Below are 20,677 nucleotides of genomic sequence, written 5' to 3' on the forward strand. Positions count from 1 at the left end.
GATACCTGAAACCCTGCCGGCGGGTGTCGCCCAAACCTCACCCGCCCATCTACGTCGACGGTCACGCGGTCTGTTCGCGAGCCGTGGTGGCGCGTGGGTGGTGGGTTTGTCGGTGCTGATTTCGTTGCTGGCGCTGCTGCCCATTGCGTTCGTCATCGGCGTGTACCTGCAAACCGGTTGGTCCGCCCTGGTGCCACTGGTGTTCCGTCCCCGGGTCGGCGAATTGCTGGCCAATACCGTGTTGCTGGTGGTCATCACGGTGCCGCTGTGCATCGCACTGGGCGTGACGCTGGCGTGGTTGACTGAACGCACCAATTTGCCAGGCCGCCGCTGGTGGTCGTTGCTGGCCACTGCGCCGCTGGCGGTACCGGCGTTCGTGCACAGCTATGCCTGGGTCAGTCTGGTCCCGCCCATTCACGGGTTGTTTGCCGGTGTACTGGTGTCGGTGATCGCCTATTTTCCGTTTCTTTACCTGCCGGTTGCCGCCACGTTGCGCCGCCTCGATCCGGCCATCGAAGACGTCGCCGAATCCCTGGGGCTCAGGCCTTGGGCGGTGTTTTTCCGCGTGGTGTTGCCCCAATTGCGCCTGGCCATTTGCGGTGGTGCCTTGCTGGTCGGCCTGCACCTGCTGGCCGAATACGGCCTGTACGCGATGATCCGTTTCGACACCTTTACCACGGCGATTTTCGATCAGTTCAAGTCCACCTTCAACGGCGCTGCCGCCAACCTGCTGGCCGGTGTGCTGGCGCTGTGTTGCCTGGCGATGCTGACCGTCGAATCGGCTGCCCGTGGCCGTGCACGCTACGCCCGCGTCGGCTCCGGCAGTGCCCGGGAGCAACGGATAATCGGCCTCAAGCCCCCGGCTACGGTACTCGCGCTGACCTTGCAGTTGGTCACCTGCGCCCTGGCGTTGGGCGTACCGTTGATGACCTTGGGCAAGTGGTTGATTGCCGGGGGCTTGCAGGTCTGGGATTTGAGCGAACTGCTGCCAGCCCTGAAACAGACCCTGCTGTTCGGCGTGGCGGGCGCGGTCCTGACCACCTGCGCCGCCATCCCGATTGCCTGGCTGTCGATTCGCTCGCCGGGCCGGCTGCAACGGGTGCTGGAAAGCTGCAACTACATCACCAGTTCCTTACCGGGAATCGTCGTGGCCTTGGCCCTGGTCACCGTGTCCATCCATTTTGCCCGACCGATCTACCAGACCACGATCACCGTCCTGCTGGCGTACCTGCTGATGTTCCTGCCCCGCGCGCTGGTGAGTCTGCGCGCCGGCATCGCCCAAGCGCCCGTTGAACTGGAAAACATGGCGCGCAGCCTGGGTCGCTCACCGGGCCGGGCGTTGTGGCTGATCACCCTGCGCCTGGCCGCGCCGGGGGCTGCGGCGGGCGCTGCGCTGGTATTCCTGGCAATCACCAACGAACTGACCGCCACCCTGTTGCTCGCGCCCAACGGCACGCGCACCCTGGCCACGGGTTTCTGGGCCCTGACCAGCGAAATCGATTACGCCGCCGCAGCGCCCTATGCCCTGCTGATGATCGTGCTGTCGCTCCCTTTGACCGGAATCCTTTATCACCAATCCAAAAAAACGGCTGGCCGATGAACGCTCTAGAATTGCATTCGCTCAGTAAATCCTACGGTGCACACAAAGCCCTGGAAAACGTCAGCCTGTCGGTGCCCGCCGGCAGCCGTACGGTGATCGTCGGGCCATCCGGGTCGGGCAAGACCACCTTGCTGCGGATAATCGCCGGCTTCGAGTTTCCCGATTCCGGGCGGCTGTCGCTCAATGGCCAGACCCTGGTCGACAGCACCCACGAGGTGCCGGCGCATCAGCGCCTGATCGGTTATGTACCTCAGGACGGCGCGTTGTTCCCGCACATGACAGTGGCGGCCAACATCGGATTTGGCCTGACGACCAAGGGCAGCGAAAGGCAGGAACGAGTCGCGCAGTTGATGGACAGTGTGGCCCTTGATTCGAGCATGGCCGAGCGCTGGCCCCATGAATTGTCCGGCGGCCAGCAACAACGGGTAGCGCTGGCGCGGGCCCTGGCCCAGCGACCGCGGCTGATGCTGCTGGACGAGCCGTTTTCGGCGCTCGATACCGGCCTGCGCGCCAGCATGCGCAAATTGGTGGCACGCTTGTTGGCGGAGACTGGCGTCACCACCATTCTGGTCACCCATGACCAGAGCGAGGCGCTGTCTTTCGCCGATCAACTGGCGGTGATGCGTCATGGCCGGCAGGTGCAGTCCGGGCATCCTCTGGACCTTTACCGCTATCCCGAAGATGCTCAGACCGCGCTGTTTCTCGGCGACGCGGTGGTCATGCCCGCCCGCATCGAAGCAGGCTGGGCGCACTGCGATCTGGGGCGGATACCGGTCAACAACCACCGCAACAACAGCGCGGCGCAGATCATGTTGCGCCCCGAGCAACTGCAACTGGCCAGCGTCATGCCCCATACCGCGCAAGTCATGGGTTGCCGCGCCGTGGTGACCGATCGGGATTTCAGCGGCAACACCTGCACCTTGACCGTGGAATTGCAGTCTTCGGCCTCCGGCGAGCAATCGGGACGATCACTGCTGGTGCGCAGCTCCGGCATGTACGCGCCACCGGCCGGCAGCGCCGTGCATGTCTCCACCATCGGCCATGCCCACGTGCTGAGCGAGTCGTGACCCCATTCCTTTGCGGGAGCGAGCCTGCTCGCGAAGTGGCCGTTACATCCGCCAGATTTCCTGTGCCTGAAAGACCGTCTTCGCGAGCAGGCTCGCTCCCACAGGTATACACGATCAAAGATCGAAGCGATCCACCGCCCGGCGTCGTTCGTTGTCATCGCGCACGTCGTAGTTGGCGGTGGTCTGGATGTTGCTGTGGTGAGCAAGTTTCTGTGCGATCGACAGATCGTGTTCTTCGATCACCCGAGTGATGAACGAACGACGGAAATCATGGGGCATGATTTTCACCCCCACCTGCGCCCCGCGCTGGCGGGCGATGTAGTAGATCGCGTGTTTGGTGATGCGCTCGCGCGTGATGTGGCTGCCGCGGCGAATGCGATTGAACAGGAAGCTATCGTCCGCTTCACCTTCCTTGAGCTGTGAGCGGCGCAACTCCAGCCAGGCATCGAGTTTGGCGAAGGCCCAGGCCGGGGCGTACTTGATCAGTTGCTTGTTGCCCTTAGCCGTGACCTGCAAGCTACGCTCGGTGAAATCCACCTGGTTGAGATCGAGGTTCACCGATTCGGACTTGCGCATGCCCGAGCCGTACAGAATCCCGATGATCGCCGCGTCCCGCAGGCCCTGGGGGCGTGGATCGGCGGCGCAGACTTCCATCAGGTCCTGGATCAACGTGCGTCGCAGATTGCGCCCCTGGGACAGCCGGGTGCCGGCAATGCCCTTGACCGAGCGCATTTTCAGCAAGTGCTCCTGGCTGATCAGGCTCATGCGCCACGCCTCGTTCATCACTCCGCGCACTGCATTGACGTACAGCGACGAGGTATTGGGGGCGTAACCATCAGTGCGCAAGGTGGCCACCAGCGCAATCACGTCCTCGGGCTGCAGTCCGTGCCAGGGAATCTCTTCAATGTTCACGTCCTCGAAGCCCAGGCGGTCGGCAGCGTCCTGCAATACGTAGCGCATGGTCAGCTGGCTGGACGGCGCCAGGCGCGCCAGGTACAGGCTCAGCGGGTTGGGTTTTTGGAGGTTTGCAGCAACAGCGGGTAAGTCAGTCAAACGAAACAGCCTTGAATGAAAAAAGTACAGAAGTGGACCTATCGGCAGGCCGTTACGCTGCCGGTCCAGGCCGGGAAAGTCAATTGTCAAACCGCCCTGGGCGCCGGCTTGCCGATAGATGAACTGAAACATGGCGCTGTTAATCCTCTTCCTGAATGGATCAGGACAGGAATGCCCCATGAAAATCAGCGTATTCGGCAGCGGTTATGTGGGTCTGGTGCAAGCAGCGGTTCTGGCTGAAGTCGGCCATGACGTGGTGTGCATGGACATTGACCCGAAAAAAGTCGAGCTGTTACAACAGGGCCACGTGAGTATTTTCGAAGCGGGGCTGGCCAGCCTGGTGCGTGAGGGCCTGGAGGCCAGGCGATTGCAGTTCACCACGGACGAAAAACTCGCCGTGCAGCATGGCCAAGTGCTGTTCATCGCGGTCGGCACGCCATCCCGGGACGATGGCTCGGCGGATTTGCGTTACGTGTTGTCGGTGGGTGAAGCCGTGGCGCGGCACCGTGAACAACCGGTGATCCTCGTGGAGAAGTCCACGGTGCCGGTGGGCACTGGCGATACCTTGCGCGCGCACATCGACAAATGCCTGATCAAGGTCGGACGCCTGTTGCAGTTCGATATCGTCTCCAACCCCGAGTTTCTCAAGGAAGGCTCGGCCGTGGCCGATTGCCGGCGCCCGGACCGTATCGTCATCGGCTGCGAGCGCGATGAGGTACGCGAGGTGATGCGCGACCTGTACGCGCCGTTCAACCGCAACCATGACCGCATCCTGTTCATGGACCTGCGCAGCGCCGAGCTGACCAAGTACGCCGCCAACTGCATGCTGGCAACCAAGATCAGCTTCATCAACCAGATGGCCGAACTGGCCGAACACCTGGGGGCCGACATCGAATCGGTGCGCCTGGGCATCGGCGCCGATTCGCGCATCGGCTACCACTTCATCTACCCCGGCTGCGGCTACGGCGGTTCGTGCTTCCCCAAGGACATGCGCGCCCTGATCCACAGCGCCGAACAAGCCCATTGCTCCAGCGACCTGCTGCAAGCAGTGGAAGCCATCAACCAGCGGCAAAAACACAAACTGTTCGAGCGCATCAAGGCCTTCTACCAGGGCGACTTGCGCGGCAAGACCTTTGCCTTGTGGGGGCTGGCGTTCAAACCCAACACCGACGACATGCGCGATGCGCCGAGCCGGGTGCTGCTCGAAGCGCTGTGGGGCGCTGGCGCCAATGTGCGAGCATTCGACCCGCAAGCCATGCAGGAGACCCAGCGACTGTACCCCGATGAAGCCAAGCTGATGCTCATGGGCACGCCGGAGTCGGTGTTGAATGGCGCCGACGCGCTGATCATCTGCACTGAATGGCAGCCATTCAAGGCCCCGGATTTCGAGCTGATCCGCCAACGACTCAATGCCCCGGTGATCTTCGACGGTCGCAATCTCTACGACACCGAACGCCTGGCTCGCGCCGGTTTCACGTACTTCCCGATGGGGCGTGGCGAGTCGCGCAAGTTGCCGATTCCGTTGCAGAGTTCGCCTGCTGTTTCGGTGGCTTGAAAAATATTGTTTTGCAACTAACGACAGTAAGTCGAGCACAAAAACTGTGGGAGCGAGCCTGCTCGCTCCCACAGTTTGATTGCATCAAGCCATTAGATTGTGGCTTTCAGGTCGACACCCAACGCCTGGGCAAACGCCTTGACCAAAGGACTGCGCACCGTGTTGTGCCGCAGGATCAGATTGAACGGCGTGTCGATATGGATCAGCTCTGGACACAGCGCTCGAAACTGCCCCTGCGCCACCCAATTAGCCGCGTAATGCTGTGGCAGAAAACCCACGAAACGGCCGGTCCTGATCAGCAGCGCCACGGCTTCCACCTGGGTCGCGGAAGCGGAAAAACTGTCGTAGTGGGCAAAGTTGAGTTTGTCGCGGTGGATCGCGTAGCGGTGGTTGATGCACTCGTAATCCTTGAGCATGTTGCTGCTCATCTGATCCGCCGGCATCGAGAACAACGGATGGCCAACGGCGCAATAAACCTCGGAGCGTTCCTCGTACAACGGGTAGTAATCGAACTCTTCCCGCCGTTGATAAACCGGCACGATACCGGCCACCAGTCGCCCCTCGACAACGCCGCGTTCAACCTCATCCAATTGTGATGCCTGAAGTTGAAATCTTACTTTAGGCGATTGTTCGTTAATTGTTCTAAGGGCAGCAACTAACGGTGATCGCGGATCGGAAATCGTATTATCAATAACCCCTACGCCAAGATCGCCGATTAGTTCATTCTGCGCTGAACTAAGCCGGTCACGAAAGTTGTCAACCGAGGCAAATAAGTCAATCGACGCCTGGTACACCAGACGCCCTTCTTCGGTCAGGTGAAAGCCTTCCCGACCTCGGGTGCACAGACGCATGCCAATGCGGATTTCCAGGTCGGAGATCTGTTTGCTGATGGCTGCCAGCCCCACGTTCAACTCGTTCTGTGCCGCACTGAAACCGCCCGCTTCGACCACCGCCTTGAACACCTTGAGCAATTTGAAATCCAGCCCGCTCAGGGCCAGCGGTGCCCGTTGCAGCGTTTTCGGCGGCGGGTTTCCGGAATTGGAAAGTGGGGTTTCCATAATGCTTATTTACCTCTGGCGCCCGATTCAACAACCTGTGCCCAACAACAAAAACATAGCTGGCCTAATAATAATGAACACAGAAAACCAGACTTGGCAACCACACAGAAATTCCGAACTTCAGTGCCAAAACACTGATTTCGAAGCATTAAAAGCTGACACTTCGATCAGCTCTCGCCCTTTTGCAACTGCGCCGGTCCCCTGCCCCTGATTTTTATCTGACCTGACCACGCCCTGATGGGTATTTCAGGCCTGGCATAACGATTTCGTTCGCATTACCGACGAGGAAAACAACCATGTCTCAAGCCACCGACCGTCTCTGGGGTGCTCGCTTCAAAAGCGGTCCGTCCGAAGCCCTGGCCGCGCTGTCCCGTTGTCCCGAGCGCTATTTCCGCCTCACCCCGTACGACCTCGCCGGCTCCCAGGCCCATGCCCGGGAATTGCAGCGCGCCGGGCTTCTGAACGAACAGGAAACCCGGACCATGCTCGGTGCGCTGGAGCAGATCGGCGCTGACTTCCGTGCCGGCAGCATCGCACCAACCCTGGACGACGAAGACGTCCACACCTTCATCGAGCGCCTGTTGACCGAACGTCTCGGCGCCCTGGGCGGCAAGCTGCGCGCCGGCCGTTCGCGCAATGACCAGACCGCCAACGACCTGCGTCTGTTCCTGCGCGATCATGTGCGTACCCTGGCCGTCGAAGTGCTGGCCCTGCAGCAGGCGCTGGTCAATCAGGCCGAACAACACGTCGAGAGCATCTGCCCCGGCTTCACCCACTTGCAGCAAGCGCAGCCGATCGTGTTCGCCCATCACTTGCTGGCCCACGCGCAATCGATGCTGCGTGACGTGCAACGCCTGGTGGACTGGGACGCACGCACCTCGCTGTCGCCACTGGGCGCGGCAGCCATGGCCGGATCAGCCATCGCCCGCCGGCCACAGCAGTCGGCCAGGGAAATGGGCTACAGCGGCGTGTGCGAAAACTCCATCGACGCCGTGGCCAGCCGTGATCACGTCGCCGAATTCCTGTTTATCGCCAGCATGCTCGGGATCAACATCTCACGCCTGGCTGAAGAGTTCTGCCTGTGGTCGTCGCGGCAGTTTCGCTGGGTCGCGCTGGACGATGCCTACGCCACTGGCAGCTCGATCATGCCGCAGAAGAAAAACCCGGACATTGCCGAACTGGCGCGAGGCAAGGCTGGCCGTTTGATCGGCAACCTGACCGGCTTGCTCTCCACGCTCAAATCCCTGCCGCTGTCCTACAACCGCGACTTGAGCGAAGACAAGAACGGCGTGCTCGACAGCGTCGACACGCTGCTGTTGGTGCTGCCGGCCATGGCCGGGATGGTGGCGACCATGACGGTCAACGTCGAAGAGTTGCGTCGCCAGGCCCCGCTGGGTTTCACCCTCGCCACTGAAGTGGCCGACTGGCTGGCGGTGCGCGGCGTGCCGTTCAAGGAAGCCCACGAAATCACCGGTGCGCTGGTCAAGGCCTGCGAGAAACACGACATCGAGTTGTGGGAAGCCTCGCCGGCGTTGCTGGCCGAGATCGATCCGCGCCTGACGCCCGAAGTGCGTGACAGCCTGACCCTGGAAGCCGCCATCGCCGCCCGCAGCGGCTGGGGCGGCACTGCGCCGCAGCAGGTACGCGAGCAGATCGGCCGGCTGAAAACCGCCCTCGCTGCCCAGCAAGCCTGGACCGAGGACTATCAGGGCTTCCGCCTCTGACACGCACACATACCACCTGTGGGAGCGAGCCTGCTCGCGAAGAGGTCATCACATTCAACATCAATGCTGAATGACCCACCGCCTTCGCGAGCAGGCTCGCTCCCACAGGGAATGTGATGGATTTGAAAGAACAGTGTACGGAGAAACAACCATGAGCCAGACACAGGCAGAACGACTCCAGGCGGAGCGCAAACTGGCGGAAAACCAGTTTGACATTACCCAGTACCAACACGTACCACGGCGCTATTACGGGCGGATCTTTTTCGCCACGGTGATCGTCATTGCCATTCTGGGCCTGGTGCGCGCTTTCGCCGAAGGCAAGATCGAATGGTCGTACATCGGCCAGTTCCTCACCTCCCAGGCGATCATGTGGGGTTTGCTCAACACCATCGTCATGGCAGTGCTGGCGATGGCCCTGGGCATCGTGTTCGGGGTGATCACGGCGATCATGCGCATGTCGGCCAACCCGATCCTGCGCTACGTGGCGCTGACCTACACCTGGCTGTTCCGCGGTACGCCGCTGATCCTGCAGTTGCTGTTGTGGTTCAACCTGGCGTTGATCTTCCCCACCATCGGCATCCCCGGACTCTTCGAATTCGACACCGTGAGCCTGATGACGCCGTTCGTGGCGGCCCTGCTCGGCTTGAGTATCAACCAGGGCGCCTACACCGCCGAAGTGGTGCGCGCCGGCCTGCTTTCGGTGGACACCGGGCAATACGAAGCCGCCAAGTCGATCGGCATGCCGCGCCTGCAAGCGCTGCGCCGGATCATCCTGCCCCAGGCCATGCGGATCATCATTCCGCCGGTGGGCAACGAGTTCATCGGCATGGTGAAAATGACCTCGCTGGCGAGCGTCATCCAATACTCGGAACTGCTCTACAACGCCCAGAACATCTACTACGCCAACGCCCGCGTGATGGAGCTGCTGATCGTCGCCGGTATCTGGTACCTGGCCACCGTCACCGTGCTGTCCTTCGGTCAAAGCCGCCTGGAGCGTCGTTTCGCTCGCGGCGCCGGCAAGCGTTCCTGAGGAGACCGACATGAGAAGCATCGTCAAGGCCGTGAGCCTGAACAAATACTACGACCATTTCCACGCGCTCAAGGACATCAACATCGAAGTCGAGCAAGGCGAAGTGCTGTGCATCATCGGCCCGTCCGGCTCGGGCAAGAGCACCTTGCTGCGCTGCGTGAATCAGCTGGAAAAAATCGACAAGGGCGGCCTGTGGGTTGACGGCGAGCTGGTGGGTTACCGCATCGTCGGCAACAAACTGCACGAACTCAACGAGACGCAGATCGCCCGCCAGCGCCTGTCCACCGGCATGGTGTTCCAGCGCTTCAACCTGTTCCCGCACATGACCGTGCTGCAAAACATCATCGAAGGGCCGTGCCAGGTGCTCAAGCGTTCGCCCAAGGAGGCGCACGAAGAAGCCGTGGAACTGCTCGCCCGGGTCGGCCTGGCCGACAAGCGCAACAGCTACCCGATCGAACTCTCGGGTGGCCAGCAACAACGGGTGGCGATTGCCCGCGCCCTGGCCATGCGGCCCAAGCTGATGCTGTTCGATGAACCCACTTCGGCACTCGACCCGGAACTGGTCGGTGAGGTGCTGTCGGTGATGCGCGACCTGGCGCAGACCGGCATGACCATGATCGTCGTCACCCATGAACTGGGCTTCGCTCGCGAAGTCTCCAACCGCATGGTGTTCATGGACGGCGGGCAGATCGTGGAGGCAGGAAGCCCCGAAGAAATACTAATAAGTCCGCAAAACCCACGCACCCAAAGCTTCATTTCTGCCGTTCGAACCTAAACGCCGACTGGCGTAACAACACACATAAGAGAACGACCATGAAGAACTTCGTTATCCCAGCAGTACTCGCAGGCCTGATGGCTTCCAGCGTCACCTTCGCCGCCGACTTGCCAGCCAGCATCAAGGACAAGGGCGAGATCGTCGTTGCGATCATGCCGAACTACCCGCCGATGGATTTCAAGGATCCGGCCACCAACACCCTCACTGGCCTGGACGTGGACCTGGGCAACGCCCTGGCCGAACGCCTTGGGGTGAAGATCAAATGGCAGGAAACCGGCTTCGAACAAATGATCAACGCCCTGACCACGGACCGCGTGGACATGGTGCTGTCGGGCATGACCGACACCAAAGAGCGTCAGGCCAGCGTGACCTTCGTCGACTACTTCACCAGCGGCCCGCAGTTCTACACCCTGCAGAAGAACAAGGACACCAACGAAATCACCGATCTGTGCGGCAAGAAAGTCGGCACCAGCCGCCGTACCACCTTCCCGGCAGAAATCGCCGAGTGGAGCAAGGCCAACTGTGAGGCGGCCGGCAAGCCTGCAATCAACGTGATCGGCACCGAAGGCTCGGCCGATGCCCGGGCGCAACTGCGCCAGAGCCGCATCGACGCCGCCATGCAAGGCAGCGAAACCCTGCCCTACCTGAAAACCCAGGAAAAGGACATGTACAAGACCGTGGGCCTGCCGATCTCTTCGCAGTTCACCGGCCTTGGCGTGAGCAAGAAAAAGCCTGAATTGAGCGAAGCGGTGAAAGTGGCATTGCAGAGCATGGTAGACGACGGCAGTTACCAGGCAATCCTGAAGAAATGGGACCTGGAACTGGGGGCGATCAAGACCGTGACCATCAACGCCGGCAAATAAACAGGCAGGTGATCACCTCCCACAGGGTTCCTGACAGACCACACATGTGTGATCAACCGGGATCAACTGTGGGAGCGGGCTTGCTCGCGAAGGGGCCGTGTCAGCCAGCATTGATGTGACTGACACACCGCTTTCGCGAGCAATTGCGCTGCCACAGGGTCCGGTGTTTATTTATAGAGAGTTGGAGTACCAAAGATGTCCTCCTCACCCCAACCCACCTGGCCCGACCGGCACAAAGCCTGCCTGGCCCTGGCCTTCGACCTCGACGGCCCGACCGGCGATGCCATGCTCAACGGCTCGATCTGGCGCAAACCCGAGTACTTCGGTTTCGGCGGCTACGGCCCGTACCGGGCGCTGCCGCGGATTCTCGACCTGCTCGACGAGTTCCGCCTTCCGACGACATTCTTCGTCCCGGCCTGGGTCGTGGAGAACTGGCCGAAACAGTGCCAGGCGATTGTCGAGCGCGGGCATGAGGTGGCGTATCACGGCTACAAACACGAATCCTTTTACGCCCTGACGCTGGAACAGCAGAAGGACGTGATGAAACGGTCCCGCGAGGTGTTCTGGAAGCACCTGAACATCCGCGCCGAAGGCTTTCGCACACCGTCCGGCGACTGGCGCGCGGAAACGCCGGCGATGCTGGTCGAGGCCGGCGTGACCTACTCCAGCAGCATGCGCGGCGATGACCGTCCGTACCTGGTGAATGTACCGGGCCACGCCACCCCGCTGGTGGAAATTCCCGGGCGCTGGGAAATGGACGACTACGCCTCCCTCGCCTACACCCGGGCGCCGGACTTCCCTTCCGGGCTGGACCGCACCGCCAGCTACGCGCTGACCCTCGACAACTGGTGCCGCGAATACGACGGCGCCATGGATGAAGGGCTGTGCCTGACGACCCTGTTCCACCCCAAGATCACCGGCAAACCGGGGCGCATCCTGTTGCTGGAAAAACTCTTCGAACACATGCGTCAACGCGACGACGTGTGGTTCGCCACCTGCCGCGACGTCGCCCAGTGGTGGCTCAAGGAGCATCACCATGGCTGAGTCCACTGTCTGGCCCAAGGGCTATCGCTGCGCGGTGGTGCTGACCGTCGATTACAACGACATCCACGGCATCCTCACCCAGGCCCCGGAAGTCGCCGGGCGCGACAAGACCTTGTCGGTGTGGCGTTACGGCACGCAACGGGGTGTCGAACGTTTGCTTGCGCTACTCAAGGAGCTTGATGTCACCAGCAGCTGGTTTGTTCCCGGCGTCGTCGCCGAGGAAAACCCCGAACACCTTCGGGCGATCCAGGCCGGCGGCCATGAGATCGCCTGTGCCGGGTATCGCCATCAGAACTACGACAACCTCGACCTGACCGCGCAGAGCGCCGATATCGCCAAGGGCTGCGAAACCTTGGCGGCACTGACCGGCCAGCGTCCCACGGGGTTCCGTATCCCCGCCGGCAACGGTGCGCCGGGCTTTATCGAAGCGTTGAGGGATCAGGGTATTCGCTGGTCATCGTCATGGCGCGGCGATGACCTGCCGTTCGCGCACCCGACTTCACCTGAGGTGATCGAGTTGCCGCTGCACTATGAGTTGGAAGACGAACCCTATTTCGCCTTCAACCTCAGTCCTGCCGTGCCACCGGCGCAATCGCGGATCGCGTCCTACAGCCACACCCTGGGCAATCTGCAAATGGACTTCGCCGGATTTCATCGCTTCGGCCTGTGCTACGTGCTGCGCCTGCACCCGGAAATCATTGCAACACCGGGGCGGATCGGGGTGTTGCGGGAGTTGCTTGAGGGGATTGTGCAGCACGATGACGTGTGGATCGCCACCGGGGCCGAAGTCGCCCGATGGTGGGCTGAGTCGGCGGCACCGGTGACCCAGGATCATCCGGCGTCGGTGTATGAACGTCATTACCGGGACTACATCGTATGACTGAACGGATGCAGCGACTGGCGCAATTCTGCGTCGATACGACGTTTGCAGATTTGCCACCGGCACGGGTGGAACAGGCCAGGCGGCACATCCTCGACACCTTCGGCGCGTCCCTGGCCGGGGCTGACAGCGACATCGCAAAGCAAGCGCGTCAGGTGTTCGACGGTGAGCCTGGCAATACGTTGGTCTGGGGCACGGGCCTGCGGGTCGGCGCGGCGCAGGCCGCCATGCTCAACGGCATCGCCGCCCATGCCCTGGAGCTGGACGACACTGGAGGCTGCGATCATTCCGGCGCCGTGGTCTTGCCCGCCGTGATGGCGGCGGTGTCGATGTCCGGGCAAGCGGTGACCGGCCGCGAGTTCATCACGGCAGTGGTGATCGGTTACGACATCGGGCGTCGGGTGCTCGAAGCCTGCGGTGGCTACTCGGCTCATAACGGCGCCGGTTGGCACTCCACGGCAACCTGTGGCGTGTTCGGCGCGGCGGCCGCCAGTGCGCGCATTCTCGGCTTGAATGCACGGCAAACCCTGTCGGCACTGGGCATCGCCGGCAGCTTCAGTGGCGGTTTGTGGGCGTTTATTCACGACGGCTCGCAAAGCAAAAAACTGCACAGCGGCCGCGCCGCCGAAGGTGGCTTGCTGGCGGCGCGTTTTGCCCAACAGGGGATCGGCGGACCAACGCAGTTGTTCGAGGATGTCTGGGGCGGTTTCCTCAAGACCCTGGCCGGTGACGCCGCACACCCCCAGGCGCTGGATGCAGACCTCGGCGTCGTGTGGAAACTCGCCCGCTGCTCGATCAAACCCTACGCCTCCTGTCGTGGCACCCATTCGGCCATCGATGCCTTGGGCTTGCTGTTGGAGCAGCTGCAGGTGCAGGTCGATCAGGTCGAAGACGTGCAGGTGTCATTGTGCGGATTTTTGCGGGACATGTGCGGCGGCCACGACGTCGACACCCTGGCGGCGGCGCAGATGAGCCTGCCCTATGCGCTGGCTGCGCGGCTGGTGCACGGTCATTGCCGGTTGCAGGCCTACGACGATGCATCGCGAAACGATCCGCGAATCACCCAGTGGATGTCGCGCATTCACCTTGAAGTGGACCCGCAACTGTCAGAGGATGGCGAGCCCGTGGTGACGCTGCGGACCGTGGACGGTCGGCTGGCGAGCCTGTGTGTTGAAGTGCCGTTGGGTGCGCCGGGTAATCCGCTGAGTGATGGGGCGCTGGAGGAAAAGTTTTTCAGTTTGGCCGAGCGGGTGATGCCGCGGGGGCAGGCTGAAGAATTACTGGAACAGTTGTCGCGGATCGAGAGCCTGGATTCGGTTCGCATGCTCGAACAGTGGCTGGCTTGATCAATGTGCGCCCGGTCGGGCCTCTTTGCGAGCAGGCTCGCTCCCACAGGTGAACGCATTCCAACTGTGGGAGCGGGCTTGCTCGCGAATGGGGCGACGCGGTTTTCATGCCGAACACTAAAGAAACTGAATAAGGACATTTGCACTCGCCGTGGCCACTTACTCGCTCGTTATTCGCCGGTTGATGATCGTTTCGCTGACCATCGTCGTCAGCCGCGCCATCACCAGCCCGTTGCTCACGCTGTTCTTGAGCAACAAACTGGGCCTCAACCAACAGGACGTTGGCTTGCTGCTCGGTATCGCGGTGTTCATCGCCACCCTGCTCGCCCTGTATGGCGGCTACATCATCGACCGCCTGGAAAAGCGCCGGTTGCTGATTCTGGCGATGCTTTCCAGTGCCATCGGCTTCGTGCTGCTGACCTTCGCCGAAAACCTCTACCTGACCACCGTCACCCTGGTGATCACCGAGACGGCCTCGGCGCTGTTTCTCATCGGTTCCAAAGCGATCCTCAGCGAAAACCTGCCCATGGGCCAGCGCGCCAAGGCGTTTTCCCTGCGCTACACCCTGACCAACATCGGCTACGCCACCGGGCCCATGCTGGGCGTGGTGATCGCCGGCTACTATCCGATCGCGCCGTTCCTGATTGCCGGCGCCATCGCTTTTTTCAGTATCTTCCTGATGATCGGCATCCCGAAGGATTCGGCGCAGACGCCGGTCATTGGCCAACCGCAGAGTTTCCTCAAGACCCTGGTGACCCTGAAGAACGACCGCACCCTGATCATGTTCACCTGCGGCTGCCTGCTCAGCACCGTGGTCCACGGGCGTTTCACCCTGTACCTGTCACAGTACCTGCTGGTGACCCACGATTCCAAAAATGCCCTGGACATCATGGCCGCCCTGCTCGCCTGCAACGCCATCAGTGTGATCCTGTTGCAGTACCAGATCGGCCGCTTCCTCAATCGCGAAAAACTGCGCTACTGGATCGCCGGTGGCACCAGCCTGTTCATCCTCGGCCTGATCGGCTTCAGCCTGGCCAACGGCATCGTCAGTTGGTGCGTGGCCATGTTCATCTTCACCCTCGGGGAAATGATCATTTACCCGGCCGAATTTCTCTTTGTCGACACCCTGGCCCCGGAAGAATTGCGCGGCAGTTACTACGGCGCACAGAACCTGGCGGCCCTCGGCGGCGCATTGAGCCCGGTCATTTGCGGCTTCCTGTTGATGCACACGCCAGCCCCGACCATGTTTTACGCCCTGAGCGCACTCACCGCCATGGGCGGATTCCTGTGTTTCATGAGTGGAAGGCGCGTGGCGTTACATCAGAATTAATGAACTGAAGCTTCATTAATATGAATTTGTCAGCATCAGCAAGGATCGGCACACTGTCGTCGTTCCTCCCCCAATTGTTGGAACAACTTCAAGGGCTTTCTGGGTATCCCAGACAAGCCTTTTTTTTTCCTCGTTTTTTTTGTCAACGGAATGGTTTCCTCATGCTCGCTCGCTGGTTGCCCGCCGCCATCAACACCCGCCCCACCGAATGGAGCCGCGCCGCCATCGGCATGGCCCTCGGAACGATGCTCAGCGTGTGGCTGTGCGGTCAGGTGTTCGGCATCGAGGTGGCGCAGCACTTGATCGGCCCGCTGGGGGCTTCGGCCGTGTTGTTGTTCGCGGTGTCTTCCGGCGCACTGGCGCAGCCATGGTCGATTGTCGGCGGCTACTTGAGCGCCGGCGTGGTTTCGCTGCTGGTGGCCCATGTGCTGGGGCGCACGCTGGGCAGCGCTTGCCTGGCGGCAGGCATGGCGCTGATCCTGATGTGCTGGCTGCGTTGCCTGCACCCACCGGCCGGCGCGCTGGCGTTGACCCTGGTACTGGCAGACCCGGCGACCATTGCCATGGACTGGAAAGCCCTCGGCCCGGTGATGCTCGGCGCTACGATCATGTTGCTCAGCGCCCTGGCCTACAACAACCTGACGCGCATCCGATACCCCAAGCGCCCCGCTGAACCAGTGGCTGTGGTGCCAGCCGACCATCCGCCCACCGACAGCCAGGCCATCACCGCCCAGGATTTGAAACTGGCGCTGGCCGACATGGAAGCTTTCTTCGACGTCACGCCTGAAGACCTGGAACAACTGATTCACGCCAGTGAGTTACATGCGAAACGTCGCAGTATTGGTGAAGTCCTGAGCCGTAGAACCTGATACTGCGCTCCCACAGGGGACGCACCCGATCGTCATTGCAAATATGCAGAAAGCCCCTGCACATTTCCCCGTTGTACATCACAAATTTGCACTGTTACGATCCTGCATCGCTCGCGCGCGAGCTTCTCTATAAAGAACAATAAAAGCAGGGAGTTACTGATGACTGCTCAGGTTTCATCGAAGGCGGCCACGCCCATGGATGCCACACAAATTGAAGTGCTGGCCGAGGTTCGCAATCACATCGGTCACCTGACCCTCAACCGCCCCGCCGGTCTCAACGCCATCACCCTCGACATGGTTCGCCAATTACAGCGGCAACTGGATGCCTGGGCGGGCGACGCTAACGTACATGCCGTTGTCCTGCGCGGCGCCGGGGAAAAAGCGTTCTGTGCCGGCGGCGACATTCGCTCGCTCTACGACAGCTACAAAAGCGGCGACGCGTTGCACGAAGACTTCTTCGTCGAGGAGTACGCCCTCGACCTCGCAATCCACCACTACCGCAAACCCGTACTCGCCTTGATGGACGGTTTTGTCCTGGGCGGCGGCATGGGTCTGGTACAGGGCGCCGACTTGCGGGTAGTCACCGAAAAGAGCCGTCTGGCGATGCCGGAAGTGGGCATCGGTTATTTCCCGGATGTCGGCGGCAGTTATTTCCTGCCGCGTATCCCAGGTGAACTGGGGATTTACCTGGGTGTCAGCGGCGTGCAGATCCGCGCGGCCGACGCCCTGTATTGCGGGCTGGCCGACTGGTATCTGGATAGCACTAAACTCGCCGAACTGGACAAAAAACTTGATCACCTGGAGTGGCACGACACCCCGCTCAAGGACCTTCAGGGCCTGCTGGCAAAACTTGCGGTACAGCAATTGCCCGGCGCACCGTTAGAAGCACTGCGCCCGGCCATCGACCACTTCTTCGCCCTGCCTGACGTGCCGAGTATTGTTGAACAATTGCGGGAAGTGACGGTTGCCGACAGCCACGAGTGGGCCACCACCACCGCCGACCTGCTGCAAACCCGTTCGCCGCTGGCCATGGGCGTGACGCTGGAGATGCTGCGGCGCGGTCGGCAGCTGAGCCTTGAACAATGCTTCGCCCTTGAGCTGCACCTGGACCGCCAGTGGTTCGAGCGCGGCGACCTGATCGAAGGCGTGCGCGCCTTGCTGATCGACAAAGACAAGAACCCGCGCTGGAACCCGCCCACCCTGCAGGCGCTGGACGCCGCACACGTGGCGAGTTTCTTCAACGGGTTTGACCAAAGCGGGAGCTGAGCCATGCACGATATCGAATTGAGCGAAGAACAAATCATGATCCGCGACATGGCCCGGGACTTTGCCCGCGGCGAAATCGCCCCCCACGCCCAGGCCTGGGAAAAGGCCGGCTGGATCGACGACGCTCTGGTGGCGAAGATGGGCGAACTCGGCCTGCTGGGCATGGTGGTGCCCGAGGAATGGGGCGGCACTTATGTCGACTACGTTGCCTACGCCCTGGCGGTGGAAGAAATCTCGGCCGGTGACGGCGCTACTGGCGCGCTGATGAGCATTCACAACTCCGTCGGTTGCGGGCCGGTGCTCAACTACGGCACCGAAGAACAGAAACAGACCTGGCTGGCGGACCTGGCCAGCGGCCAGGCCATCGGTTGCTTCTGCCTGACCGAACCCCAGGCCGGTTCCGAAGCGCACAACCTGCGCACCCGCGCCGAACTGCGCGACGGCCAATGGGTGATCAACGGCGCCAAGCAATTTGTCAGCAACGGCAAACGGGCAAAACTGGCGATCGTGTTTGCGGTGACCGATCCAGACCTGGGCAAGCGCGGCATCTCGGCGTTCCTGGTACCGACCAGTACCCCAGGCTTCACCGTGGACCGCAGCGAACACAAAATGGGCATCCGCGCTTCCGATACCTGCGCGGTGACGCTGAACAACTGCACCATTGCCGAGGCCAACCTGCTGGGTGAGCGCGGCAAAGGCCTGGCCATTGCGTTGTCCAACCTTGAAGGCGGCCGCATCGGCATCGCCGCCCAGGCACTGGGCATTGCCCGCGCGGCCTTCGAAGCGGCACTGGCCTACGCCCGGGATCGCGTGCAATTCGATAAGCCGATCATCGAGCACCAGAGCATCGCCAACCTGCTGGCGGACATGCACATGCAACTCAATGCCGCACGGCTGATGATCCTGCATGCCGCGCGTTTGCGCAGCGCCGGCAAACCGTGCCTGTCGGAGGCCTCCCAGGCCAAGCTGTTTGCGTCGGAGATGGCCGAGAAAGTCTGTTCGTCAGCGATACAGATTCATGGCGGGTATGGCTATCTGGAGGATTACCCGGTGGAGCGTTACTACCGGGATGCGCGGATCACGCAAATTTATGAAGGGTCGAGCGAGATTCAGCGGATGGTGATTGCCCGGGAGCTGAAAAACTACCTGGTTTAAACCCATAAAGCTTCGCGAGCAGGCTCGCTCCCACAGGGGATCTCATGTACACCAGAGATCAACTGTGGGAGCGAGCCTGCTCGCGAAGGCGCCCGCACAAACGCTACATCACTTGCCGACGAACTCAGCCTCGCGCTTGGCAATAAACGCTGCCATCCCTTCCTTTTGATCCTGCGTCGCAAACGCGGCATGGAACACCCGGCGCTCGAAGCGCACGCCTTCGGACAGGCTCACTTCAAAGGCGCGGTTGACGCTTTCCTTGACCATCATCGCGATCGGCAACGATTTTTTGGCAATCAACGTCGCGACTTTCAACGCTTCGTCCAGCAGCTCATCGCTCGGCACGATGCGTGCGACGATCCCGCAACGCTCCGCTTCCACGGCATCGATCAGACGGCCGCTGAGGCACATTTCCATGGCCTTGGCCTTGCCCACGGCCCGGGTCAGACGCTGAGTGCCACCCATGCCCGGCAGCACGCCGAGGTTGATTTCCGGCTGACCGAACTTCGCGTTGTCACCGGCCAGGATGAAATCGCACATCAGCGCCAGTTCACAGCCGCCGCCCAGGGCGAAACCGTTGACGGCGGCGATGATCGGCTTGCGGCGGTTGGCCACGCGATCGCTGTCGCTGAACAGGTCGTCGAGGTAGATCTGCGGGTAGGTCAGCTCGGCCATTTCCTTGATGTCGGCACCGGCGGCAAAGGCTTTTTTCGAGCCGGTCAGCACGATGCAACCGATGTTGGAGTCGGCTTCCAGGCCGTCGAGGGCGTGGTTCAGTTCGCTGACGATCTGCGCATTCAACGCGTTCAGCACCTGTGGGCGGTTCAGCGTGATCAGGCCGACGCGGCCGTGGGTTTCCAGCAAAATCGTTTCGTAGTTCACGTAGTGTTTTCCTTCTCAAAGATTGCGCGAAATGACCATGCGCTGAATATCGCTGGTGCCTTCGTAGATCTGGCAGACCCGCACATCGCGGTAGATCCGCTCCAGCGGGAAGTCGTTCAGGTAACCGTAGCCACCGAGGGTTTGCAACGCAGAGGAACAGACCTTTTCGGCCATTTCCGAGGCGAACAGCTTGGCCATCGACGCTTCGACCAAAGCCGGTTTGCCGCTGTCCCTCAACGCTGCTGCGTAGTGGACCATTTGCCGGGCCACCGCAATTTGGGTGGCCATGTTCGCCAGGCGGAACGCCACGGCCTGATGCTCGATGATCGGCTTGCCGAAGCTCTCGCGTTCACGGGCGTAGTCGCGGGCCGCTTCGAAGGCGGCGCGGGCCATGCCCACCGATTGCGAAGCGATGCCGACACGCCCGCCTTCGAGGTTGGCCAGGGCGATCTTGTAGCCCTCGCCTTCTTCGCCCAGTCGGTTGGCCACCGGGACTTTCACGTCTTCAAACAGAATCTGGCAAGTGTCGGACGCATGCTGGCCGAGTTTGTCTTCGACCCGGGCGACTTTGTAGCCCGGCGAATCGGTCGGCACGATCAGTGCCGTGATCCCGCGTTTGCCGGCACTCGGGTCAGTGACGGCGAACACTATCACCACCCCGGCGTTCTGCCCTGAGGTGATGAACTGTTTGCAGCCGTTGAGTACGTAGTGATCGCCTTCCAGGCGCGCACGGGTTTTCAGGCCGCTGGCGTCGGAGCCGGCCTGGGGCTCGGTCAAGGCGAATGCGCCGAGCATCTCGCCGCTGGCCAGTGGCTTGAGGAAGCGCTCTTTCTGGTCGTCGTTGCCGTAGTTGAGAATCGGCACGCAACCGACCGAGTTGTGCACGCTCATGATGGTCGAGCAGGCACCGTCGCCGGCGGCGATTTCTTCCAGGGCCATGGCGTAGGCCAGGTAACCGGTGTCGCAACCGCCCCACTGCTCCGGTACCAACATGCCGAAGAAGCCCAGCTCGGCCATCTCGCCGATGGCTTCCTTGGGGAAGCGATGTTCGCGGTCCCATTCGGCGGCGAAGGGTTTCAGCCGCTCCTGGGCAAACTGCCGGGCCGCGTCGCTGATCTGAAGTTGTTCGTCATTGGGGATCATAAATTTGAGCCTTAATACAATTTAACCTGTGGGAGCG

The 20,677-nt window shown here is 61.5% G+C and carries 18 protein-coding genes; 14 read left to right on the forward strand and 4 right to left on the reverse strand.

The window, feature by feature from the left end; genetic code table 11:
• Position 1 precedes the first annotated feature (1 nt).
• Together AC07ZE_RS15525 and AC07ZE_RS15530 are read left to right on the forward strand one after the other, a co-directional pair.
• Positions 2-1,600, forward strand: a complete 1,599-nt coding sequence (locus tag AC07ZE_RS15525) for an ABC transporter permease (RefSeq protein WP_404940892.1) — start codon at positions 2-4, stop codon at positions 1,598-1,600.
• A complete protein-coding gene (locus tag AC07ZE_RS15530) occupies positions 1,597-2,667 on the forward strand; it encodes an ABC transporter ATP-binding protein (protein WP_207265592.1) in 1,071 nt (356 codons plus the stop codon). Before AC07ZE_RS15525 ends, AC07ZE_RS15530 begins: the two co-directional genes overlap by 4 nt.
• A 114-nt stretch (positions 2,668-2,781) precedes the next feature.
• Here AC07ZE_RS15530 and AC07ZE_RS15535 read toward each other — a convergent pair whose 3' ends face one another.
• A complete protein-coding gene (locus AC07ZE_RS15535) occupies positions 2,782-3,627 on the reverse strand; it encodes a site-specific integrase (RefSeq protein WP_259332028.1) in 846 nt (281 codons plus the stop codon).
• Between the two features lie 271 nt (positions 3,628-3,898).
• Between AC07ZE_RS15535 and AC07ZE_RS15540 the strand changes: the two genes are divergently transcribed.
• The gene (locus AC07ZE_RS15540) at positions 3,899-5,275 is read left to right on the forward strand and encodes a UDP-glucose dehydrogenase family protein (RefSeq protein WP_207265593.1); all 1,377 of its coding nucleotides are present in this window, start codon (positions 3,899-3,901) and stop codon (positions 5,273-5,275) included.
• A gap of 92 nt (positions 5,276-5,367) precedes the next feature.
• Here the strand turns inward: AC07ZE_RS15540 and AC07ZE_RS15545 are convergent, their stop codons facing one another.
• Complete coding sequence (locus tag AC07ZE_RS15545) at positions 5,368-6,333, reverse strand: LysR family transcriptional regulator (protein ID WP_207265594.1); 966 nt, start codon at positions 6,331-6,333, stop codon at positions 5,368-5,370.
• Between the two features lie 296 nt (positions 6,334-6,629).
• On the opposite strand from AC07ZE_RS15545, the gene argH reads away from it, so the two are divergent.
• From argH to AC07ZE_RS15600, 11 genes are all read left to right on the forward strand, one after another.
• Positions 6,630-8,057, forward strand: a complete 1,428-nt coding sequence (argH, locus tag AC07ZE_RS15550) for an argininosuccinate lyase (RefSeq protein ID WP_207265595.1) — start codon at positions 6,630-6,632, stop codon at positions 8,055-8,057.
• A gap of 151 nt (positions 8,058-8,208) precedes the next feature.
• The gene (locus AC07ZE_RS15555) at positions 8,209-9,087 is read left to right on the forward strand and encodes an amino acid ABC transporter permease (protein WP_095194809.1); all 879 of its coding nucleotides are present in this window, start codon (positions 8,209-8,211) and stop codon (positions 9,085-9,087) included.
• A 10-nt stretch (positions 9,088-9,097) separates the two neighbouring features.
• Positions 9,098-9,862, forward strand: coding sequence for an amino acid ABC transporter ATP-binding protein (locus AC07ZE_RS15560; protein WP_095194808.1), 765 nt, complete (start codon positions 9,098-9,100; stop codon positions 9,860-9,862).
• A gap of 38 nt (positions 9,863-9,900) precedes the next feature.
• Positions 9,901-10,725, forward strand: a complete 825-nt coding sequence (locus tag AC07ZE_RS15565; protein WP_207265596.1) for an ABC transporter substrate-binding protein — start codon at positions 9,901-9,903, stop codon at positions 10,723-10,725.
• Between the two features lie 195 nt (positions 10,726-10,920).
• Positions 10,921-11,769 carry a polysaccharide deacetylase family protein gene (locus tag AC07ZE_RS15570; RefSeq protein WP_207265597.1) on the forward strand — a complete coding sequence of 283 codons (849 nt, stop codon included), beginning with the start codon at positions 10,921-10,923 and terminating at the stop codon, positions 11,767-11,769.
• Positions 11,762-12,649 carry a polysaccharide deacetylase family protein gene (locus AC07ZE_RS15575; RefSeq protein WP_207265598.1) on the forward strand — a complete coding sequence of 296 codons (888 nt, stop codon included), beginning with the start codon at positions 11,762-11,764 and terminating at the stop codon, positions 12,647-12,649. Before AC07ZE_RS15570 ends, AC07ZE_RS15575 begins: the two co-directional genes overlap by 8 nt.
• The gene (locus AC07ZE_RS15580) at positions 12,646-13,995 is read left to right on the forward strand and encodes an MmgE/PrpD family protein (protein WP_207265599.1); all 1,350 of its coding nucleotides are present in this window, start codon (positions 12,646-12,648) and stop codon (positions 13,993-13,995) included. The genes AC07ZE_RS15575 and AC07ZE_RS15580 overlap by 4 nt, the downstream gene beginning before the upstream one ends.
• Before the next feature lie 151 nt (positions 13,996-14,146).
• On the forward strand, positions 14,147-15,325 hold the full coding sequence (locus AC07ZE_RS15585; protein WP_207265600.1) for an MFS transporter: 1,179 nt from the start codon (positions 14,147-14,149) through the stop codon (positions 15,323-15,325).
• Positions 15,326-15,486: 161 nt separating this feature from the next.
• Positions 15,487-16,194, forward strand: coding sequence for an HPP family protein (locus tag AC07ZE_RS15590; RefSeq protein ID WP_095194802.1), 708 nt, complete (start codon positions 15,487-15,489; stop codon positions 16,192-16,194).
• Positions 16,195-16,353: 159 nt separating this feature from the next.
• On the forward strand, positions 16,354-17,460 hold the full coding sequence (locus AC07ZE_RS15595) for an enoyl-CoA hydratase/isomerase family protein (protein WP_207265601.1): 1,107 nt from the start codon (positions 16,354-16,356) through the stop codon (positions 17,458-17,460).
• Between the two features lie 3 nt (positions 17,461-17,463).
• Positions 17,464-18,615: an acyl-CoA dehydrogenase family protein gene (locus tag AC07ZE_RS15600; RefSeq protein WP_207265602.1), complete on the forward strand. Its 1,152-nt coding sequence runs from the start codon at positions 17,464-17,466 to the stop codon at positions 18,613-18,615.
• A 108-nt stretch (positions 18,616-18,723) separates the two neighbouring features.
• Here the strand turns inward: AC07ZE_RS15600 and AC07ZE_RS15605 are convergent, their stop codons facing one another.
• Both AC07ZE_RS15605 and AC07ZE_RS15610 read right to left on the reverse strand, forming a co-directional pair.
• Entirely contained in the window at positions 18,724-19,497 is a 774-nt protein-coding gene (locus AC07ZE_RS15605) for an enoyl-CoA hydratase (protein ID WP_207265603.1), read from the reverse strand.
• A gap of 15 nt (positions 19,498-19,512) precedes the next feature.
• Entirely contained in the window at positions 19,513-20,640 is a 1,128-nt protein-coding gene (locus tag AC07ZE_RS15610; RefSeq protein ID WP_207265604.1) for an acyl-CoA dehydrogenase family protein, read from the reverse strand.
• Positions 20,641-20,677: the final 37 nt, after the last annotated feature.

This window comes from Pseudomonas sp. GW101-3H06 (assembly GCF_059424605.1).

What these genes read in the sequence shown, in the direction of transcription:
- AC07ZE_RS15530 (WP_207265592.1), top strand. Translation starts at nt 1,597, where the DNA reads ATGAACGCTCTAGAATTGCATTCGCTCAGTAAATCCTACGGTGCACAC.
- AC07ZE_RS15535 (WP_259332028.1), bottom strand. Translation starts at nt 3,627, where the DNA reads ATGCGCTACGTATTGCAGGACGCTGCCGACCGCCTGGGCTTCGAGGAC.
- AC07ZE_RS15540 (WP_207265593.1), top strand. Translation starts at nt 3,899, where the DNA reads ATGAAAATCAGCGTATTCGGCAGCGGTTATGTGGGTCTGGTGCAAGCA.
- AC07ZE_RS15545 (WP_207265594.1), bottom strand. Translation starts at nt 6,333, where the DNA reads ATGGAAACCCCACTTTCCAATTCCGGAAACCCGCCGCCGAAAACGCTG.
- argH (WP_207265595.1), top strand. Translation starts at nt 6,630, where the DNA reads ATGTCTCAAGCCACCGACCGTCTCTGGGGTGCTCGCTTCAAAAGCGGT.
- AC07ZE_RS15555 (WP_095194809.1), top strand. Translation starts at nt 8,209, where the DNA reads ATGAGCCAGACACAGGCAGAACGACTCCAGGCGGAGCGCAAACTGGCG.
- AC07ZE_RS15560 (WP_095194808.1), top strand. Translation starts at nt 9,098, where the DNA reads ATGAGAAGCATCGTCAAGGCCGTGAGCCTGAACAAATACTACGACCAT.
- AC07ZE_RS15565 (WP_207265596.1), top strand. Translation starts at nt 9,901, where the DNA reads ATGAAGAACTTCGTTATCCCAGCAGTACTCGCAGGCCTGATGGCTTCC.
- AC07ZE_RS15570 (WP_207265597.1), top strand. Translation starts at nt 10,921, where the DNA reads ATGTCCTCCTCACCCCAACCCACCTGGCCCGACCGGCACAAAGCCTGC.
- AC07ZE_RS15575 (WP_207265598.1), top strand. Translation starts at nt 11,762, where the DNA reads ATGGCTGAGTCCACTGTCTGGCCCAAGGGCTATCGCTGCGCGGTGGTG.
- AC07ZE_RS15580 (WP_207265599.1), top strand. Translation starts at nt 12,646, where the DNA reads ATGACTGAACGGATGCAGCGACTGGCGCAATTCTGCGTCGATACGACG.
- AC07ZE_RS15590 (WP_095194802.1), top strand. Translation starts at nt 15,487, where the DNA reads ATGCTCGCTCGCTGGTTGCCCGCCGCCATCAACACCCGCCCCACCGAA.
- AC07ZE_RS15595 (WP_207265601.1), top strand. Translation starts at nt 16,354, where the DNA reads ATGACTGCTCAGGTTTCATCGAAGGCGGCCACGCCCATGGATGCCACA.
- AC07ZE_RS15600 (WP_207265602.1), top strand. Translation starts at nt 17,464, where the DNA reads ATGCACGATATCGAATTGAGCGAAGAACAAATCATGATCCGCGACATG.
- AC07ZE_RS15610 (WP_207265604.1), bottom strand. Translation starts at nt 20,640, where the DNA reads ATGATCCCCAATGACGAACAACTTCAGATCAGCGACGCGGCCCGGCAG.